Annotated in this window: 16 protein-coding genes; 4 read left to right on the top strand and 12 right to left on the bottom strand. The window is 60.7% G+C overall.

What is annotated here, in order from left to right:
• Positions 1–6: 6 nt before the first annotated feature.
• The 5 genes from pstB to B0W55_RS12325 all read right to left on the bottom strand — a co-directional run bounded on the left by pstB (position 7) and on the right by B0W55_RS12325 (position 7,698).
• Complete coding sequence (gene pstB, locus B0W55_RS12345) at positions 7–840, bottom strand: phosphate ABC transporter ATP-binding protein PstB (protein ID WP_077046279.1); 834 nt, start codon at positions 838–840, stop codon at positions 7–9.
• Between the two features lie 175 nt (positions 841–1,015).
• The gene (pstA, locus tag B0W55_RS12340; RefSeq protein WP_077046278.1) at positions 1,016–2,686 is read right to left on the bottom strand and encodes a phosphate ABC transporter permease PstA; all 1,671 of its coding nucleotides are present in this window, start codon (positions 2,684–2,686) and stop codon (positions 1,016–1,018) included.
• Positions 2,687–2,701: 15 nt separating this feature from the next.
• Complete coding sequence (locus B0W55_RS12335; RefSeq protein WP_077046277.1) at positions 2,702–4,984, bottom strand: ABC transporter permease subunit; 2,283 nt, start codon at positions 4,982–4,984, stop codon at positions 2,702–2,704.
• A 163-nt stretch (positions 4,985–5,147) separates the two neighbouring features.
• The gene (locus B0W55_RS12330; RefSeq protein WP_077046276.1) at positions 5,148–6,149 is read right to left on the bottom strand and encodes a phosphate ABC transporter substrate-binding protein PstS family protein; all 1,002 of its coding nucleotides are present in this window, start codon (positions 6,147–6,149) and stop codon (positions 5,148–5,150) included.
• Between the two features lie 250 nt (positions 6,150–6,399).
• Positions 6,400–7,698, bottom strand: a complete 1,299-nt coding sequence (locus B0W55_RS12325; RefSeq protein ID WP_077046275.1) for an MFS transporter — start codon at positions 7,696–7,698, stop codon at positions 6,400–6,402.
• Between the two features lie 362 nt (positions 7,699–8,060).
• Between B0W55_RS12325 and B0W55_RS12320 the strand changes: the two genes are divergently transcribed.
• Together B0W55_RS12320 and B0W55_RS12315 are read left to right on the top strand one after the other, a co-directional pair.
• A complete protein-coding gene (locus tag B0W55_RS12320) occupies positions 8,061–8,465 on the top strand; it encodes an acyl-CoA thioesterase (protein ID WP_007942704.1) in 405 nt (134 codons plus the stop codon).
• Positions 8,466–8,551: 86 nt separating this feature from the next.
• Positions 8,552–9,451 (top strand): D-hexose-6-phosphate mutarotase, encoded by a 900-nt coding sequence (locus B0W55_RS12315; protein WP_077046274.1) that lies wholly within the window; start codon positions 8,552–8,554, stop codon positions 9,449–9,451.
• Positions 9,452–9,576: 125 nt separating this feature from the next.
• Here B0W55_RS12315 and B0W55_RS12310 read toward each other — a convergent pair whose 3' ends face one another.
• The 6 genes from B0W55_RS12310 to B0W55_RS12285 form a co-directional block, all read right to left on the bottom strand.
• The gene (locus B0W55_RS12310; protein WP_077046273.1) at positions 9,577–10,113 is read right to left on the bottom strand and encodes a DUF3299 domain-containing protein; all 537 of its coding nucleotides are present in this window, start codon (positions 10,111–10,113) and stop codon (positions 9,577–9,579) included.
• Positions 10,114–10,200: 87 nt separating this feature from the next.
• Positions 10,201–10,446, bottom strand: a complete 246-nt coding sequence (locus B0W55_RS12305) for a GlsB/YeaQ/YmgE family stress response membrane protein (RefSeq protein ID WP_008030708.1) — start codon at positions 10,444–10,446, stop codon at positions 10,201–10,203.
• Between the two features lie 111 nt (positions 10,447–10,557).
• Positions 10,558–11,640 (bottom strand): 5-(carboxyamino)imidazole ribonucleotide synthase, encoded by a 1,083-nt coding sequence (locus B0W55_RS12300; protein ID WP_077046272.1) that lies wholly within the window; start codon positions 11,638–11,640, stop codon positions 10,558–10,560.
• 11 nt (positions 11,641–11,651) lie between these two features.
• The gene (gene purE, locus B0W55_RS12295) at positions 11,652–12,143 is read right to left on the bottom strand and encodes a 5-(carboxyamino)imidazole ribonucleotide mutase (protein WP_077046271.1); all 492 of its coding nucleotides are present in this window, start codon (positions 12,141–12,143) and stop codon (positions 11,652–11,654) included.
• Positions 12,144–12,407: 264 nt separating this feature from the next.
• Positions 12,408–13,058, bottom strand: coding sequence for an HAD family hydrolase (locus tag B0W55_RS12290; protein ID WP_077046270.1), 651 nt, complete (start codon positions 13,056–13,058; stop codon positions 12,408–12,410).
• 28 nt (positions 13,059–13,086) lie between these two features.
• Complete coding sequence (locus tag B0W55_RS12285) at positions 13,087–13,632, bottom strand: gamma carbonic anhydrase family protein (RefSeq protein ID WP_077046269.1); 546 nt, start codon at positions 13,630–13,632, stop codon at positions 13,087–13,089.
• Positions 13,633–13,721: 89 nt separating this feature from the next.
• On the opposite strand from B0W55_RS12285, the gene prlC reads away from it, so the two are divergent.
• Both prlC and B0W55_RS12275 read left to right on the top strand, forming a co-directional pair.
• Positions 13,722–15,773 carry an oligopeptidase A gene (prlC, locus tag B0W55_RS12280; protein ID WP_077046268.1) on the top strand — a complete coding sequence of 684 codons (2,052 nt, stop codon included), beginning with the start codon at positions 13,722–13,724 and terminating at the stop codon, positions 15,771–15,773.
• A complete protein-coding gene (locus tag B0W55_RS12275) occupies positions 15,770–16,057 on the top strand; it encodes a YheV family putative zinc ribbon protein (RefSeq protein WP_077046267.1) in 288 nt (95 codons plus the stop codon). Before prlC ends, B0W55_RS12275 begins: the two co-directional genes overlap by 4 nt.
• A gap of 48 nt (positions 16,058–16,105) precedes the next feature.
• On the opposite strand, the gene B0W55_RS12270 is transcribed toward B0W55_RS12275, so the two are convergent.
• Positions 16,106–16,753 (bottom strand): tyrosine-protein phosphatase, encoded by a 648-nt coding sequence (locus B0W55_RS12270; RefSeq protein ID WP_077046266.1) that lies wholly within the window; start codon positions 16,751–16,753, stop codon positions 16,106–16,108.
• Positions 16,754–16,919: the final 166 nt, after the last annotated feature.

The following is a 16,919-nucleotide window of genomic DNA, read 5'->3' as shown; positions in this document are numbered from 1 at the left end:
AGCTTCCTAGCCGTAGCGACCGGTAATGTAGTCTTCGGTCTGCTTCTTCGCCGGATTGGTGAACAGGGTGTCGGTGTCGCCGAACTCCACCAGTTTGCCCATGTACATGAACGCCGTGTAGTCGGAAACCCGCGCGGCCTGTTGCATGTTGTGGGTCACGATGACGATGGTGAACTTTGATTTCAGTTCGTAGATCAGCTCTTCGACTTTCAGCGTCGAGATCGGGTCGAGTGCCGAGCAGGGTTCGTCGAGCAGCAGCACTTCCGGTTCCACGGCGATGGTGCGGGCGATCACCAGACGCTGCTGCTGACCACCGGACAGGCCCAGTGCCGATTCGTGCAGGCGGTCCTTGACCTCATCCCACAGCGCAGCGCCTTTCAACGCCCACTCGACGGCTTCGTCGAGCACGCGCTTTTTGTTGATGCCCTGGATGCGCAGGCCGTAGACCACGTTCTCGTAGATGGTTTTCGGGAACGGGTTGGGCTTCTGGAACACCATGCCGACGCGACGACGCAGCTCGGCCACGTCTTCGCCCTTGCGATAGATGTTGTTGCCGTACAGGTTGATCGCGCCTTCGACACGGCAGCCATCAACCAGGTCGTTCATGCGGTTGAAGGTGCGCAGCAGGGTGGACTTGCCGCAACCGGACGGACCGATGAAGGCGGTCACGCGCTGTTTCGGAATGTTCAGGCTGACGTCGTACAGCGCCTGTTTCTCGCCGTAGAACAGGCTCAGGCCCGGCACTTCGATGGCCACGGTTTCCTGCTCGAGGTTCAGGCTCTGTTTGTCGCGACCCAGGGCCGACATGTTGATGCCGTGGGTATGTGCTTCGTGCTGCATGGGAGGCTCCCTGTGCTAACAAATTCGGTTCGGGACGCCTGTGTGGCAGCCCCATCAATATTCAGGTAGACGCTGATCCATGTGGGAGCGGGCTTGCTCGCGAAAGCGGTGGCTGAGTCGACATCATCGGTGAATGTCAGACCGCATTCGCGAGCAAGCCCGCTCCCACAGGGGATCAGCTGTCCAGCGCCTTGTACTTCTCGCGCAGGTGGTTACGGATATAAACGGCCGACAGGTTCAATGTCGCGATCACCAGCACCAGCAGCAGCGCCGTGGCGTACACCAGCGGCCGCGCGGCTTCGACGTTCGGGCTCTGGAAGCCAACGTCATAAATGTGGAAGCCCAGGTGCATGATCTTCTGATCCAGGTGCAGGTACGGGTAGTTGCCATCTACCGGCAGCGACGGCGCCAGCTTGACCACACCCACCAGCATCAACGGCGCCACTTCACCGGCGGCACGGGCCACGGCGAGGATCATGCCGGTCATCATCGCCGGGCTGGCCATCGGCAGCACGATCTTCCACAAGGTCTCCGCCTTGGTGGCGCCCAAGGCCAGCGAGCCCTCACGCACGGTGCGAGGAATCCGTGCCAGGCCTTCTTCGGTGGCCACGATCACCACCGGTACTGCCAGCAGCGCCAGGGTCAACGAAGCCCAGAGCAGGCCAGGCGTACCGAAGGTCGGCGCCGGCAAGGCCTCGGGGAAGAACAGACGGTCAAGCGAGCCACCCAGTACATAGACGAAGAAGCCCAGGCCGAACACGCCGTAAACGATGGCCGGAACACCCGCCAGGTTGTTCACCGCGATGCGGATCACCCGGGTCAGGGCGTTCTGCTTGGCGTATTCACGCAGGTACACCGCCGCCAGCACGCCGAACGGGGTCACGATCATCGCCATGATCAGGGTCATCATCACGGTGCCGAAGATCGCCGGGAAAATCCCGCCTTCGGTGTTCGCTTCACGAGGGTCATCGCTCAGGAATTCCCAGACCTTGCTGAAGTAGAAACCGATCTTGGTGAAGGTGCCCATGGCGTTCGGCTGGTAGGCGTGAACCACTTTGCCAAGGCTGATTTCAATTTCTTTGCCGTTGGCATCACGGGCAGTCAGGCTGTCGCGATTGAACTGCGCGTGCAGGTCACTCAGGCGTGCCTCGACGTCCTGATAACGGGCATTGAGTTCGGCGCGCTCCGATTCCATGTCCGCTTGCGCGGCGGCGTCGAGCTTGCCTTCGAGTTCCAGTTTGCGGCCATGCAGACGGATGCGCTCGAGACCGGCGTTGATCGCGCCGATGTCGGATTTCTCCAGGGTCTTGAGTTGCGCAGCCAGCTGATTGACACGGTTGATCCGCGCTTGCAGCTCTGGCCAAGCCGCCTCGCCTTCGGCAATGACCTTGCCATCCTGTTTGACGTTGACCAGGTAGCCGTAGAAATTGCCCCACTCGCGACGCTCCAGCGCCATCAGTTCAACCGGGTTCTTCTGGTTGGTCAGCCACTCACCGACGATCCAGGTGAAGTCATTGCCGTTCAAGTCACGGTTGCCGACCTTGATCAGCTCGCGGGTCATGAACTCGGGACCTTGGTCCGGCACCGGCAGGCCAGCGCTTTTCAGGCGTGCGCGCGGTACTTCTTCCTTCTGCACCACTTCACCGATGACCAGGTGATTGGCCTGGCCCGGCACATCGTAGCTGGCATGCACCAGGTCCGCCGGCCAGAAGTGACCCAGGCCACGCACGGCAATCACCGCCAGCAGGCCAATGGTCATGATGACCGCGATGGACACCGCGCCACCGCTGATCCAGACGCCCGGGGCGCCGCTCTTGAACCATCCTTTCAGGGAGTTCTGTTTCACAGACTTCTACCTTTCTTAAAGCGACGAGTATTTCTTGCGCAGACGCTGACGAATCAGTTCCGCGAGGGTGTTCATGACGAAGGTGAACAACAGCAGCACCAGCGCCGAGAGGAACAGCACGCGGTAGTGGCTGCCGCCGACTTCCGACTCCGGCATTTCCACCGCGACGTTGGCTGCCAGGGTACGCAGGCCTTCGAACAGGTTCATTTCCATGACCGGGGTGTTACCGGTGGCCATCAGCACGATCATGGTTTCACCGACCGCACGGCCCATGCCGATCATCAGCGCCGAGAAGATGCCCGGGCTGGCGGTGAGGATCACTACGCGGGTCATGGTCTGCCAAGGCGTGGCACCGAGGGCCAGGGAACCGAGGGTCAGGCCACGGGGCACGCTGAACACGGCGTCTTCGGCGATGGAGTAGATGTTCGGGATCACCGCGAAGCCCATGGCCAGACCGACCACCAGTGCGTTGCGCTGGTCGTAGGTGATGCCCAGGTCGTGAGAGATCCACATGCGCATGTCGCCGCCGAAGAACCAGTTCTCCATGAACGGGCTCATGTACAGCGAGAGCCAACCCACGAACAGGATCACCGGAATCAGCAGGGCACTTTCCCAACCGTCAGGGACTTTCAGGCGAATGGACTCAGGCAGGCGGCTGAAGGTGAAGCCAGCGACGAGGATGCCGATCGGCAGCAGCATCAGCAGGCTGAAGATGCCCGGCAGGTGCCCTTCCACATAAGGTGCGAGGAACAGACCGGCGAAGAAACCGAGGATCACCGTCGGCATCGCTTCCATCAGCTCGATCACCGGCTTGACCTTGCGGCGCATGCCTGGGGCCATGAAGTACGCGGTGTAGATCGCGGCGGCAACGGCCAGAGGCGCGGCCAGCAGCATGGCGTAGAACGCAGCTTTCAGGGTGCCGAAGGTCAGCGGCGACAGGCTCAGTTTCGGTTCGAAATCGGTGTTGGCGGCGGTCGATTGCCAGACGTATTTAGGCTCGTCGTAGTTCTCGTACCAGACCTTGCTCCACAACGCGCTCCAGGACACTTCCGGGTGCGGGTTGTCCAGCAGCAGCGGCTGGATCTTGCCGCCGGCTTCGACGATCACGCGGTTGGCCCGAGGCGACAGACCGAACAGGCCCTGGCCTTCGACCACCTGGTCCACCAGCAGGGTGCGGTGCGCAGTACTGTGGAACACGCCCAGCTTGCCGGAGGCATCGAGGGCAACGAAGCCCTTGCGACGTTCTTCAGCGGTAATTTCAACGATAGGCGTGGTGCCCATCTGGAAGGTACGGATCTGCTTCAGGCGTTGCTCACCATCGGGGTCACGGGCCATGAACCACTGGGCCAGGCCACCTTTGGAGTCACCGACGATCAGCGAAATGCCGCCCACCAACTGCGTGCTGGCAGTCACTTGTGCGTCACCGTCTTCAAGCAGCTTGTAGCGACCATTGAGGCTCTTGTCGCGCAGGCTGAACACGTCGGCCTGGGCACGACCGTTGACCACGTACAGCCACTGCTGGCGAGGGTCGACGAAGATGTTCTTCACCGGCTCGTTCATCTGCGGCAGATCGATGCGCTTCTGCTCGTTGGTGACTTCGCCGGTCATCATGTTTTCTTCGCTGGTCAGCGACAGAACATTGAGTTGCGAACCGGTGGCACCGACCAGCATCAGGGTGGTATCGGTGGCGTTGAGGCTGACGTGCTCCAATGCGCCGCCCGCTTCGTTCAGCGCGATCGGGGCTTCACCGTAGGGGTATTCGACGGCTGGCGAGATGGTTTTCTTGCCGTCCGGATAGCTGACTTTATAGGTATGACGGAACACCAGTGCCTGGCCGTTGGACAAGCCCACGGCTACCAGCGGGTGACCTGGCTGGTCCTCGCCGATTGAGGTCACGGTGGCACCGGCCGGAATCGGCAAATCGACGCGCTTGAGTTCAGCGCCACTGTCGATGTCGAAAAACAGCGCCTGGCCTTTATCGGAAACCCGCATCGCCACTTGGTTCTGCTCTTCCAGGGAGATCATCAACGGCTTGCCGGCGTCTTGCATCCAGGCGGGCGTGATGGCGTCCTTGGCGGTCAGGCTGGCACCCTGGAACAGGGGCGCGACGACGTAGGCGAGGAAGAAAAAGATCAGCGTGATCGCCGCCAGAACAGCGAGGCCGCCCACGAGGACGTACCAGCGGGTCAGGCGATCCTTGAGCGCGCGAATGCGGCGCTTGCGTTGCAGCTCAGGCGTATTGAAATCAATTCGCTTGGGGGGATTAGTAGTCATGTTGGAATTGGCCAGATCATTCATTCGCACACCCTAGCGATCCTGTATGACAGAAAGATGACAGTGCAGTGACGCAACAAATCCGCCGCTGGCGTAACCAGCAGTGGATAAAGAATCAGAAGTGAATGGGGGCAGCTCCTGCCGCCCCCAAGGCGAGTCCGGCGGGGTTCACCCCGGACTCAATTTGTTACTTTTTTGCGACTTCAGCGCCGCCTTCCTGCAGACCCAGGTCAGCCAGTGCTTTTGCAGCAACCTTGGCCGGCAGTGGGATGTAGCCGTCTTTTACTACGACTTCCTGGCCCTGTTTGGACAGAACCAGCTTCACGAACTCGGCTTCCAGCGGGGCCAGAGGCTTGTTCGGGGCTTTGTTGACGTATACGTACAGGAAGCGCGACAGCGGGTACTTGCCGTTCAGGGCGTTTTCTTCGGTGTCTTCGATGTAGTCGGTGCTGCCTTTCTTCGACAGAGCAACGGTTTTCACGCTGGCGGTCTTGTAACCGATGCCCGAGTAGCCGATGCCGTTCAGCGAGGAGCTGATGGACTGCACGACCGACGCCGAACCTGGCTGCTCGTTCACGTTAGCCTTGTAGTCGCCTTTGCACAGGGCTTCTTCCTTGAAGTAGCCGTAGGTGCCGGATACCGAGTTACGGCCGAACAGTTGAACTGGCTTGTTGGCCAGGTCGCCGGTCACACCCAGGTCACCCCAGGTCTTGACGTCGGTCTTGGCGCCGCACAGACGGGTGGACGAGAAGATCGCATCGACCTGTTCCATGGTCAGGTGCTGGATCGGGTTGTCCTTGTGCACGAATACCGCCAGGGCGTCCACGGCCACCGGGATAGCGGTGGGCTTGTAGCCGTACTTCTGCTCGAAGGCAGCCAGTTCGGTGTCCTTCATCTTGCGGCTCATCGGGCCCAGGTTGGAGGTGCCTTCAGTCAGCGCAGGTGGCGCGGTGGCGGAACCAGCGGCCTGAATCTGGATGTTTACGTTCGGGTATTCTTTTTTGTAGTTCTCAGCCCAGAGGGTCATGAGGTTGGCCAGGGTGTCGGAACCAACGCTGGACAGGTTGCCCGACACACCAGTGGTCTTGGTGTAGCTCGGGATCGACGGGTCAACAGCGGCAACCGCGTTGGCAGTCGCAACGCCAGCAGCGACAAAAGTCATTGCCGCCATCAAACGCTTCAGTTTCATGCCTTACTCCTAGCAGATAGGGTGTGTTAAGTCGGGGCCAAGTATCAGCAGGCCGTGTGAACACTCTATGGCTGAAATATGACAATTGGATGAAAGGCCAGTATTCGGTGATTCCAGGTAAGACCGCGTTATCGTTCTTCGCGAGCAAGCCCGCTCCCACCTTCAACCGCAGCCCTCTTAGAGATCTCGGTCAAAATGTGGGAGCGGGCTTGCTCGCGAAGGCGTCAGGTCAGTCAACGCACGTTTTGGATCAGCGCCCTTTCTTCCAGAGATACGCACCCACCACAATCCCAACCCCGCACAACACCGCCACATAATAAGCAGGCCCCATCGGGCTTTCCTTGAGCAGCAGGCTGACGATCATCGGCGTCAGGCCGCCAAAGATCGCGTAGGCAACGTTGTAAGAGAACGACAGGCCGCTGAACCGCACCACCGGCGGGAACGCCTTGACCATCACGTACGGCACCGCTCCGATGGTGCCGACCAGCAACCCGGTCAATGCATACATCGGGAACAGCCAGTCTGGATGGTCGGCCAGGCTGTGATAGAAGGTCCAGGAACTGGCCAGCAATGCCGCACAGCCGAAGACAAAGACTCGGCCTGCGCCGAAGCGATCGGCCAAGGCACCGGAAATGATGCAGCCAAAGCTCAGGCACACGATCGCCACGCTGTTGGACTGCAGGGCCGTGGTGGGCGAGAAGTGGTAGACCGTCTGCAGCACGGTCGGCGTCATCAGGATCAGCACCACGATACCGGCCGACAGCAGCCAGGTCAGCAGCATGGAAATGGCAATCGCCCCGCGATGATCCCGCAGCACCGCACGCAGCGGTACTTCTTCGGCCAGGGCCTTGCGCTGTTGCAGCTCGGCAAACACCGGGGTCTCGTGCAGCCAGCGACGCAGGTACACCGAGAACAGGCCAAACACGCCGCCCAGCAGGAACGGAATGCGCCAGGCGTAATCCGAAACCTCCACCGGGGTGTAGATACTGTTGATCGCCGTGGCGACCAGCGAGCCCAGCAGGATGCCCGCCGTCAGGCCGCTGGTCAGGGTGCCGCAGGCATAACCGACATGGCGCTGCGGCACGTGTTCGGAAACGAAGACCCAGGCGCCGGGCACTTCACCGCCAATCGCCGCGCCCTGGATCACCCGCATCAACAGCAGCAGGATCGGCGCCCACAGGCCGATCTGCGCGTAGGTCGGCAACAGGCCCATGATCAGGGTCGGCACCGCCATCATGAAAATGCTCAGGGTGAACATCTTCTTGCGCCCCAGCAGGTCGCCAAAGTGCGCCATGACGATGCCGCCCAGCGGCCGAGCCAGATAGCCGGCGGCGAAAATGCCGAAGGTCTGCATCAGGCGCAGCCATTCAGGCATGTCGGCCGGGAAGAACAGCTTGCCCACTACCGTGGCGAAGAACACGAAGATGATGAAGTCGTAAAACTCGAGCGCGCCACCCAGTGCCGAGAGCGACAGCGTCTTGTAGTCGTTACGGGTCAGCGGACGTGCGGATTGGGAAGGCTGCGCGATACTCGAGGGCGCTGGGTTCATGGCAAAGGCTTCTCTCATGGTCAGGTCTGCCGCCCCAACAACGCTGGCAAGGGCTCGGGCAGGACCGGCACCATAGCAAATTGTTCGAAAAAGCACATAGAGGCAGGCATTTGGCGGTCAAAATGAGAACCGGACGGTCGTATCGGAGTCTATCGACCGATATACTCGCTGCTGTGCAATCGCTAAGGGTTGCTGTGCGAAAACGCCTGTCAGGTTCATAGGCGATTTCGCAGAGTTTCCCTTTAGGCGCCTTTATGGAAAACGTGACGAACGTAGTATGTTCGGTGCTGAATCGTTTTTCCGAAGACGGCTATTCACCTTGAAGTACTAATGAAGAGTCACGGGTCAGAGGCACCCCCGGCATGATAGAGCTCGAACAAGAAGATCCGATCCCGCAAGGCGACCTGGCCCTGCAAATCACCGCGCTCCCTCGCGAAACCAACGGCTTTGGCGATATTTTCGGCGGCTGGCTGGTGGCGCAGATGGATTTGGCCGGCACCGCGATGGCCAGCAAGGTCGCCGGTGGCCGCGTGGCAACAGTGGCCATCGACCGCATGGCGTTTCTGGTGCCGGTGGCGGTGGGCGCTCAGCTCTCCTTCTACACCCAGGCCCTGGAAATCGGCCGCAGCTCGATCAAGATGATGGTCGAAGTCTGGAGTGACGATCCGCTGTCCAGCGAATGGCGCAAGGTGACTGAAGCGGTGTTCGTGTTCGTTGCCATCGATGGCAGCGGTCGCACCCGCTCGGTTCCGCCCAGAGCTCGTTGATATCGGGCTCGCTGGTAAAGAGCTCGCAAAACCCGGCGACCGTTTTGCGGTCCATTGCAGTCCTGTTATTGATCGAGAGCTGTCCCATGAGCACGCCCAACGTTGAAGCCGTGAAACTGGATGAACTGAATTGCTGGCGCATTCGCCACGGTCAGGCCGAATTGCTGGTGGCTCAGCAAGGCGCGCACATCCTCAGTTATCAGGTGGCCGGGCAACCGCCGGTGATCTGGCTGAACGACGAGGCGGTGTTCAAGACCGGCAAGAGCATCCGCGCCGGCGTGCCGGTGTGCTGGCCGTGGTTCGGTAACTTCGAGCGCAACCCGCAAAGCGTCAAAGCCATGCGCGTCAGCCAGGACCCGGCACCTGCCCACGGCCTGGTGCGGGCAATGGATTGGGCGTTGGGCGGCATCGAGGCCGAGGGCGACAGTTTGAAGGTCGAATTCCTCCTGCCCTACCCTGAAGGCGGCCTGCCAGGCTGGCCACATCAGGTCGATCTGAAGCTGAGCATCCGTCTGGATGAGCAACTGCATATCAGCCTCACCAGCCAAAACCAGAGCGCCGAGACGGTCACCATCAGCCAGGCGCTGCACAGTTATTTCGCGGTCAGTGATGTACGTGAGGTGAGCGTCGAAGGCGTGGATGGCTTGAGCTACATCGAGACGTTGGAAGATTGGGCAACCAAATCCCAGAGCGGCGATTTGCGATTTACCGGCGAGACCGACCGCATCTACCTCAATCCTCCAACCAAGCTGAGCATCGTCGACCCGGCCTGGGAGCGGCGCATCGAGCTGACCAGTACCGGATCGCGTGCGGCAGTGATCTGGAATCCATGGATCGATCGCGCAGCGGCGTTCAGCGACATGGCTGACGATGGCTGGCAGCGCATGCTGTGCATCGAGACGGCGAATGTGATGGACGATGTGGTGGCGCTGGCGCCTGGGGCGAGCCATACGCTGGGCGTGAGCATCACCAGCACCCCTCTTTAACGACACAAACCAACTGTGGGAGCGGGCTTGCTCGCGAAAGCGGTTTAACCGTCAACGGTGATGTTGAATGTTAGGTCCTCTTCGCGAGCAAGCCCGCTCCCACATTGGTTTTGTGGATGGCCGCGTTACAAATCCGATTCCTTCACCACGCGCACCTTCGCGGCATCCAGCGCATACGCCGCATCCGCCAGATCATTGCTGACTTTCTCGATCTTCAGCGTGCCGGTCACCCACAGCGGCGTATAAATGTCGTTCAGCTTCAACCCCTTCGGGTACCGCACCAGCACCAATTGATTGGGTGGCGGTGGCGGAACATGGATGCAGGCGCCCGGATAGGGCACGAGGAAGAACAGCGTGCTGTGGCCCTTGGCGTCGGTTTCCAGGGGTACCGGATAGCCCCCCAGACGGATGTTCTTGTCGTTCATCGATGCCACGGTCTTGGTCGAATACATCACCGCCGGCAGGCCTTTGCTCTGCTTCATGCCACCCTTTTCAGTAAAGGTGCCAGTGGCTTCGGGGGAGTTGTGGTCGATCTCGGGCATGGCTTCGAGGGCTTTCTGGTCCGACTTGGGCATCAGTTCCAGCCAGTCGGTTTCCGGCAGTTCACCGGCGTGGGCCAAACCCGTGCCCAGCAAAACAAGTGTTAAAAGAAGACGGCGCATGAGGGTGCTCGGTGAAGGAAGGACAAACAATCGCCGAGCATTCTAGTCCTCCCGGACTGCGCAGCCGAGAGGACTTTGTCGCTTGAATCAGTTCTTTTTGATCAGGCCGTAGATCACCAGCAATACCACCGCGCCGACCAGTGCACCAATGAAGCCGGCGCCTTGGCCTGCCTGATAAATGCCCAAGGCCTGGCCGCCGTAAGTGGCTGCCAGCGAACCGCCGATACCGAGCAGGATGGTCATGATCCAGCCCATGCTGTCATCGCCCGGTTTGAGGAACCGCGCCAGCAGGCCGACGATCAAGCCGATAAAGATGGTTCCGATAATTCCCATGGCATTTCCCTCTGATTTGGTAGATAGGCCAAAGCCTAGTCAGACTTTGGCATCCTGCCATGAGAGAACGGCGACCCCGGAATGGTTCCGCCGCTGCCACAGGAACCCGGATTATTCAGCGATGAGCGCTTCGACCTTGAGGATCTGCGCGGCCAGCGTCTGGCGATCGGCGCAACGCAGGTTGGCGTGGCCGACCTTGCGGCCGACCTTGAACGCCTTGCCGTAATGGTGCAGATGGCAATCGGCGATGGCCAGGACCTTCTCGGTCTCGGGCACTTTGCCAATGAAATTGAGCATCGCGCTTTCGCCGACCTTGGCCGTCGAACCCAGCGGCAGACCGGCCACCGCCCGCAGGTGGTTTTCGAACTGGCTGCACTCGGCGCCTTCGGTGGTCCAGTGCCCGGAGTTGTGCACCCGCGGAGCAATTTCGTTGGCCTTGAGGCCACCGTCGACTTCGAAGAACTCGAACGCCATCACACCCACGTAATCCAACTGCTTGAGCACGCGGCTGGAATAGTCTTCAGCCAGGGCTTGCAGTGGATGATCAGTGCTGGCCACGGACAGCTTGAGGATGCCGCTGTCGTGGGTGTTGTGGACCAGCGGATAGAAGCGGGTTTCACCATCGCGGGCACGTACGGCGATCAGCGAGACCTCACCGGTAAACGGCACGAAGCCTTCCAGCAGGCACGCCACGCTGCCCAGCTCGGCGAAGGTGCCGACGACGTCCTCAGGGGTGCGCAGCACTTTCTGGCCCTTGCCGTCATACCCCAGGGTACGAGTCTTGAGTACCGCCGGCAGGCCGATGGACGCTACGGCAGCGTCCAGGTCAGCCTGGGACTGGATGTCGGCGAACGCCGGGGTCGGAATGCCCAGCTCCTTGAACATGCTCTTTTCGAACCAGCGGTCACGGGCAATGCGCAGGGCTTCGGCGCTCGGATAGACCGGCACGAACTGCGACAGGAACGCCACGGTTTCCGCTGGGACGCTTTCGAACTCGAAAGTCACCAGATCGACTTCATCGGCCAACTGACGCAGGTGATCCTGATCGCCGTAATCGGCCTGCAGGTGTTCGCCCAAAGCGGCCGCGCACGCGTCCGGCGCCGGGTCCAGGAAAGCGAAGTTCATGCCCAGCGGAGTGCCCGCCAGCGCCAACATGCGGCCCAACTGGCCGCCACCGATTACACCGATCTTCATCGTCAACAACCTCAGGCGATGCGTGGGTCTGGATTGTCCAGGACGCTGTCTGTCTGTTCAGCACGGAAGGTTTTGAGCACATCATGGAACTGTGGGTGCTTGGCGCCAAGGATACTCGCCGACAGCAGCGCGGCGTTGATCGCACCGGCCTTGCCGATGGCCAGTGTGGCAACCGGAATGCCGGCAGGCATCTGCACGATGGACAGCAGCGAATCGACACCCGAGAGCATCGATGACTGCACCGGTACACCCAGCACCGGCAGGTGAGTCTTGGCTGCACACATGCCAGGCAGGTGGGCCGCGCCCCCGGCACCGGCGATGATCACTTCGATGCCACGCGACTCGGCTTCTTCAGCGTACTGGAACAGCAGGTCCGGGGTGCGGTGGGCAGAAACCACTTTCACCTCGTAAGGAATGCCGAGCTTTTCCAGCATATCGGCGGTGTGGCTAAGGGTGGACCAATCGGACTTGGAGCCCATGATCACGCCAACCAGTGCACTCATCGTCGTGCCTCTTCTCTCTGGGCGCCCGCAGGCGCGTCAAAAAACAACAAGCCACGCAAAATGCGTGGCTTGTTGTACGGAATTATGGCCGGGCGAACCGGCCGAAGGCCGCGCAGTATACCGCAATACGACAGATAAACAGCCCCTGTTTCGACCAACTGTCATGCGGCGCAAAGCCCCGGTTTTATTGACTTCAAGGTCAGCAGACAGACTGGCCATCGCCCCGCTCCCGTGGCAGCGGGCTTGCCCGCGGAGGCAACCTGGTTAGCGCCGCAAAAACGCCCGGTGCATCTCGTCCAGCGTCTCAAAATGGTAGGTCGGCGCTTCTGCGCTGAGCTCTTCTCGGCTGCCGAATCCGTACCCCACCGCCGCTGCGTCCAAGCCGTTACTGCGAGCACCGATCAGGTCGTGCTTGCGGTCACCGATCATCAGGGTGTGGGCCGGGTCCAGGTTTTCTTCGGTCATCAGGTGGGCGATCAGCTCGACCTTGTTGGTGCGGGTGCCGTCCAGTTCGCTGCCGTAGATCACTTTGAAGTGCTTGGCGAAGTCGAAGTGCCGGGCGATTTCCCGGGCGAAGACCCATGGCTTGGAGGTCGCGATATAGAGCTGTCGACCTTGACCGCCCAGGGTTTCCAGCAGCGGCATGACGCCGTCGAAGACGCGGTTTTCGTACAAACCGGTGACTTTGAAGCGTTCGCGGTAGAAATTCACCGCTTCCCAGGCCTTGGCTTCGTCGAAGTCATAGAACTGCATGAAGGCCTGCAACAACGGCGGGCCGATGAAATGTTCGAGTCTGGTCAGGTCGGGTTCGTCAATGCCGAGCTTGCCCAGGGCGAACTGAATCGAACGGGTGATGCCTTCACGTGGGTCGGTCAGGGTGCCGTCGAGGTCGAACAGAATCGTTTGGTAATGCATGGAAATTCCTGGGCAAAGGTGAGACAGGTCAGAGCTGGTCGTAGCCTTCGGCCAGATGCAGGTCCTTGAGCTTCACGTAGTTGGCCGCGCTGTAGGTGAAAAAGGCGCGCTCCTTGTCCGTCAGCGGCCGGATCTGTTTCACCGGACTGCCCACATACAAGAACCCGCTTTCCAGGCGCTTGCCCGGGGGCACCAGGCTGCCGGCGCCGATGATCACATCGTCGGCCACCACCGCACCGTCCATGACGATGCTGCCCATGCCGATCAACACCCGGCTACCCACGGTGCAGCCGTGCAGCATGACTTTATGGGCGATGGTCACGTCGTCACCGATCAGCAGTGGGAAACCTTCGGGATTGAACGGTCCGGCGTGGGTGATGTGCAGTACGCAGCCGTCCTGCACGCTGGTGCGCGCGCCAATGCGGATGCGGTGCATGTCGCCGCGGATCACCGTCAATGGCCAGACCGAGCTGTCCTCGCCGACTTCGACGTCGCCGATCACCACCGCCGAACGGTCGACAAAAGCGCCCTTGCAAAGCAGCGGCGTGTGGTTCTGATACTTGCGAAGGTTCACGATAGGGTTTCTCTCTGTCGCCGATAGCTGCGGTGAGCGTCGATTGTAATTAAGATGGCTGCATGTTTCTTCCAGCCAAGGTGTCAACCGTGAGCGTGAACAACCCTCTTTTGCAGTCCTACGACCTGCCGCCGTTCTCCGCGATCCGTGCCGAACACGTGCAACCGGCCATTGAACAGATCCTGGCTGACAACCGCGCCGCCATTATCGAGATCCTCAAGACCCAAGGCAAACAGCCGACCTGGGCCGGCCTGGTGCTGGCGATGGACGAACTCAACGACCGCCTGGGCGCCGCCTGGAGCCCGGTCAGTCACTTGAATGCCGTGTGCAACAGCGCCGAACTGCGTGAAGCCTACGAGTCGTGCCTGCCGGCCTTGAGCGCCTACTCCACCGAAATGGGCCAGAACCGCGAACTGTTCCAGGCTTATGAAGCCTTGGCCAACAGCCCGCAAGCCGCCGGTTTCGACGTGGCGCAAAAAACCATTCTCGAACACGCACTGCGCGACTTCCGCCTGTCGGGTATCGACCTGCCGGAAGCCGAACAGAAACGTTACGCCGAAGTGCAGAGCAAGCTCTCGGAGCTGGGCAGCCGTTTCTCCAACCAGTTGCTGGACGCAACCCAGGCCTGGACCAAGCACGTTACCGACGAAGCCGCCCTTGCCGGCCTGACCGATTCGGCCAAGGCGCAAATGGCTGCCGCTGCCCAGGCCAAAGGACTCGAAGGTTGGCTGATCACCTTGGAGTTCCCAAGCTATTACGCGGTGATGACCTACGCCCAGGACCGTGCCCTGCGCGAAGAAGTCTACGCCGCCTACTGCACCCGCGCCTCGGACCAAGGCCCGAATGCCGGCCAGAACGACAACGGCCCGGTCATGGAACAGATCCTGGACCTGCGTCAGGAACTGGCCAAACTGCTGGGCTTCGCCAGCTTCTCCGAGTTGAGCCTGGCCACCAAAATGGCCGAATCCAGCGACCAAGTGCTCAGTTTCCTGCGCGACCTGGCCAAGCGCAGCAAGCCGTTCGCCGCCCAGGACCTGCAACAGCTCAAGGCCTACGCCGCCGAACAAGGCTGCCCGGACCTGCAAAGCTGGGACAGCGGGTTCTACGGTGAAAAACTCCGCGAGCAGCGTTACAGCGTTGCCCAGGAAGCCCTGCGTGCCTACTTCCCGATCGACAAGGTACTGGGCGGCCTGTTCGCCATCGTGCAACGCCTGTATGGCATCGAGATCACCGAGCAAAAAGGTTTCGACACCTGGCACCCGGACGTTCGCCTGTTCGAAATCAAGGAAAACGGCCAGCACGTCGGGCGCTTCTTCTTCGACCTGTATGCCCGCGCCAACAAGCGTGGCGGTGCCTGGATGGACGGCGCCCGCGACCGTCGCCGCACCGCCGAAGGCGTGCTGCAAAGCCCCGTGGCCAACCTGGTGTGCAACTTCACCCCGGCCGACAGCGGCAAGCCTGCGCTGCTGACCCACGATGAGGTCACCACCCTGTTCCACGAGTTCGGCCATGGCCTGCATCACCTGCTGACCCGCGTGGAACACGCCGGCGTCTCCGGCATCAACGGCGTGGCCTGGGATGCGGTCGAGTTGCCGAGCCAGTTCATGGAAAACTGGTGCTGGGAGCCAGAGGGCCTGGCGCTGATTTCCGGTCACTACGAAACCGGTGAGCCACTGCCTCAGGACCTGCTGGAAAAAATGCTCGCGGCGAAAAACTTCCAGTCCGGTCTGATGATGGTGCGTCAGCTGGAGTTCTCGTTGTTCGACTTCGAACTGCACGCCACCCACGGCGACGGTCGCAGCGTCTCGCAGGTGCTCGAAGGCGTGCGTGACGAGGTATCGGTGATGCGGCCGCCGGTCTACAACCGTTTCCCCAACAGCTTCGCGCACATTTTCGCCGGCGGTTATGCTGCCGGTTACTACAGCTACAAATGGGCCGAAGTACTGTCGGCGGATGCGTTCTCCAAATTCGAGGAAGAAGGTGTGCTCAATGCCCAGACCGGTCGCGCTTTCCGCGAAGCGATCCTGGCGCGGGGCGGCTCCCAGGAACCGATGGTGTTGTTCGTCGATTTCCGTGGCCGCGAGCCGTCGATTGACGCACTGCTGCGCCACAGCGGCCTGACTGAAGGCGCCGCAGCATGAGTGAGGCAACCGTGATTACCAAACGACGCTTTATCGCCGGCGCCGTGTGCCCGGCCTGCAGCGAGCCGGACAAGTTGATGATGTGGAGTGAAGACAGCGTGCCTCATCGCGAGTGCGTGGCCTGCGGTTACTCCGACACGTTGAACGAACAGGGGCTGTCCGTTCCCAAGGAGCTGGGTACGCGGGTCAATACACCTGCCGTGAAGCCGGCGGACACCAAGGTTCAGGCTGTGCAGTTTTTCCCGAATCCAAAGTTGAAGAAAAAGCCCGACGAGCAGCACTGAGTCACAGCAATCACCCTCTACCGTGCAAGGCGGTGGAGGGTGCAGCGGCTATTGCACATGGGCCGACTGGAACCAGCTTTTCATCGAGCATGCTGCAAACAGGCTGGTACTGCAGTCACCATTGGCCAACGCAGTGCGAAGTTTGTCCACATCAGCCCGCATCATGTAACGCACGCCGTCCTTGAAGTGCTTGCTGTCACCAAAGCCGCCCTGGGTCATTTCGCCCAAGGCTTCTTCTTTGGACCAGCCCTGCACCACCACCCGGTACATGGCTGCCATCAGACCGGTGCGATCGGAACCGTGCTCACAGTGCATCAGCACCGGGCCCTTGGCTTCAGCCTCCTTGATGGCGCGCAACGCCTTGAGCACATCCGCGTCATCGACATGGTTGGTGCGATACGGCAATTGCACCTGAGCGATGTCCTGAGTGGTCAACCAGCGCGAATCCGGTTCGGGAAGAAAGTTGATCACCGTGGCGACCTTGAGCTTTTCCAGCAACGGCACGGCAGTCGTGTCGGGCAGCGCGCTACGGAACAGCGTCGGCGTCATCTGGAACAGGTTGTAGTGAACGTTGACCGGCTGCGCCCACTCCGCCGGTCGGGCCGGTGAGCCATCGTCGGCGTGGACCAGCGACAGGTTGAACATGGCGAACAGTGACAACAGTAAAGTCGCAAATGAAAGACGAGGCACGCGCATGCTGGAACAACCATTTGGAAGCGTGAATGAATGAAGCCCAGTTTCGCCGCTCGATGGTTAAAGGCCTGTGAGGTGTCCGTCAAAGAATCGTGAATTGGGGAAATGCAAAACGGCGCGAATGATCGCGCCGTTTTTTCATATCAGCCGGAACAAGACCTGATGATAG

Source organism: Pseudomonas sp. KK4, from assembly GCF_001984065.1.
In the GTDB taxonomy this organism is placed as follows: Bacteria; Pseudomonadota; Gammaproteobacteria; order Pseudomonadales; family Pseudomonadaceae; genus Aquipseudomonas.
This window is presented reverse-complemented; position numbering and strand designations above follow the sequence as displayed.

Bases quoted from the DNA above. Each gene is read 5' to 3' on its own strand.
- B0W55_RS12290 (WP_077046270.1), bottom strand. From the start codon at position 13,058: ATGCATTACCAAACGATTCTGTTCGACCTCGACGGCACCCTGACCGAC.
- B0W55_RS12305 (WP_008030708.1), bottom strand. From the start codon at position 10,446: ATGGGAATTATCGGAACCATCTTTATCGGCTTGATCGTCGGCCTGCTG.
- purE (WP_077046271.1), bottom strand. From the start codon at position 12,143: ATGAGTGCACTGGTTGGCGTGATCATGGGCTCCAAGTCCGATTGGTCC.
- B0W55_RS12315 (WP_077046274.1), top strand. From the start codon at position 8,552: ATGAGCACGCCCAACGTTGAAGCCGTGAAACTGGATGAACTGAATTGC.
- B0W55_RS12310 (WP_077046273.1), bottom strand. From the start codon at position 10,113: ATGCGCCGTCTTCTTTTAACACTTGTTTTGCTGGGCACGGGTTTGGCC.
- B0W55_RS12325 (WP_077046275.1), bottom strand. From the start codon at position 7,698: ATGAACCCAGCGCCCTCGAGTATCGCGCAGCCTTCCCAATCCGCACGT.
- B0W55_RS12335 (WP_077046277.1), bottom strand. From the start codon at position 4,984: ATGAATGATCTGGCCAATTCCAACATGACTACTAATCCCCCCAAGCGA.
- pstB (WP_077046279.1), bottom strand. From the start codon at position 840: ATGCAGCACGAAGCACATACCCACGGCATCAACATGTCGGCCCTGGGT.
- B0W55_RS12300 (WP_077046272.1), bottom strand. From the start codon at position 11,640: ATGAAGATCGGTGTAATCGGTGGCGGCCAGTTGGGCCGCATGTTGGCG.
- B0W55_RS12275 (WP_077046267.1), top strand. From the start codon at position 15,770: ATGAGTGAGGCAACCGTGATTACCAAACGACGCTTTATCGCCGGCGCC.
- B0W55_RS12330 (WP_077046276.1), bottom strand. From the start codon at position 6,149: ATGAAACTGAAGCGTTTGATGGCGGCAATGACTTTTGTCGCTGCTGGC.
- B0W55_RS12320 (WP_007942704.1), top strand. From the start codon at position 8,061: ATGATAGAGCTCGAACAAGAAGATCCGATCCCGCAAGGCGACCTGGCC.
- B0W55_RS12270 (WP_077046266.1), bottom strand. From the start codon at position 16,753: ATGCGCGTGCCTCGTCTTTCATTTGCGACTTTACTGTTGTCACTGTTC.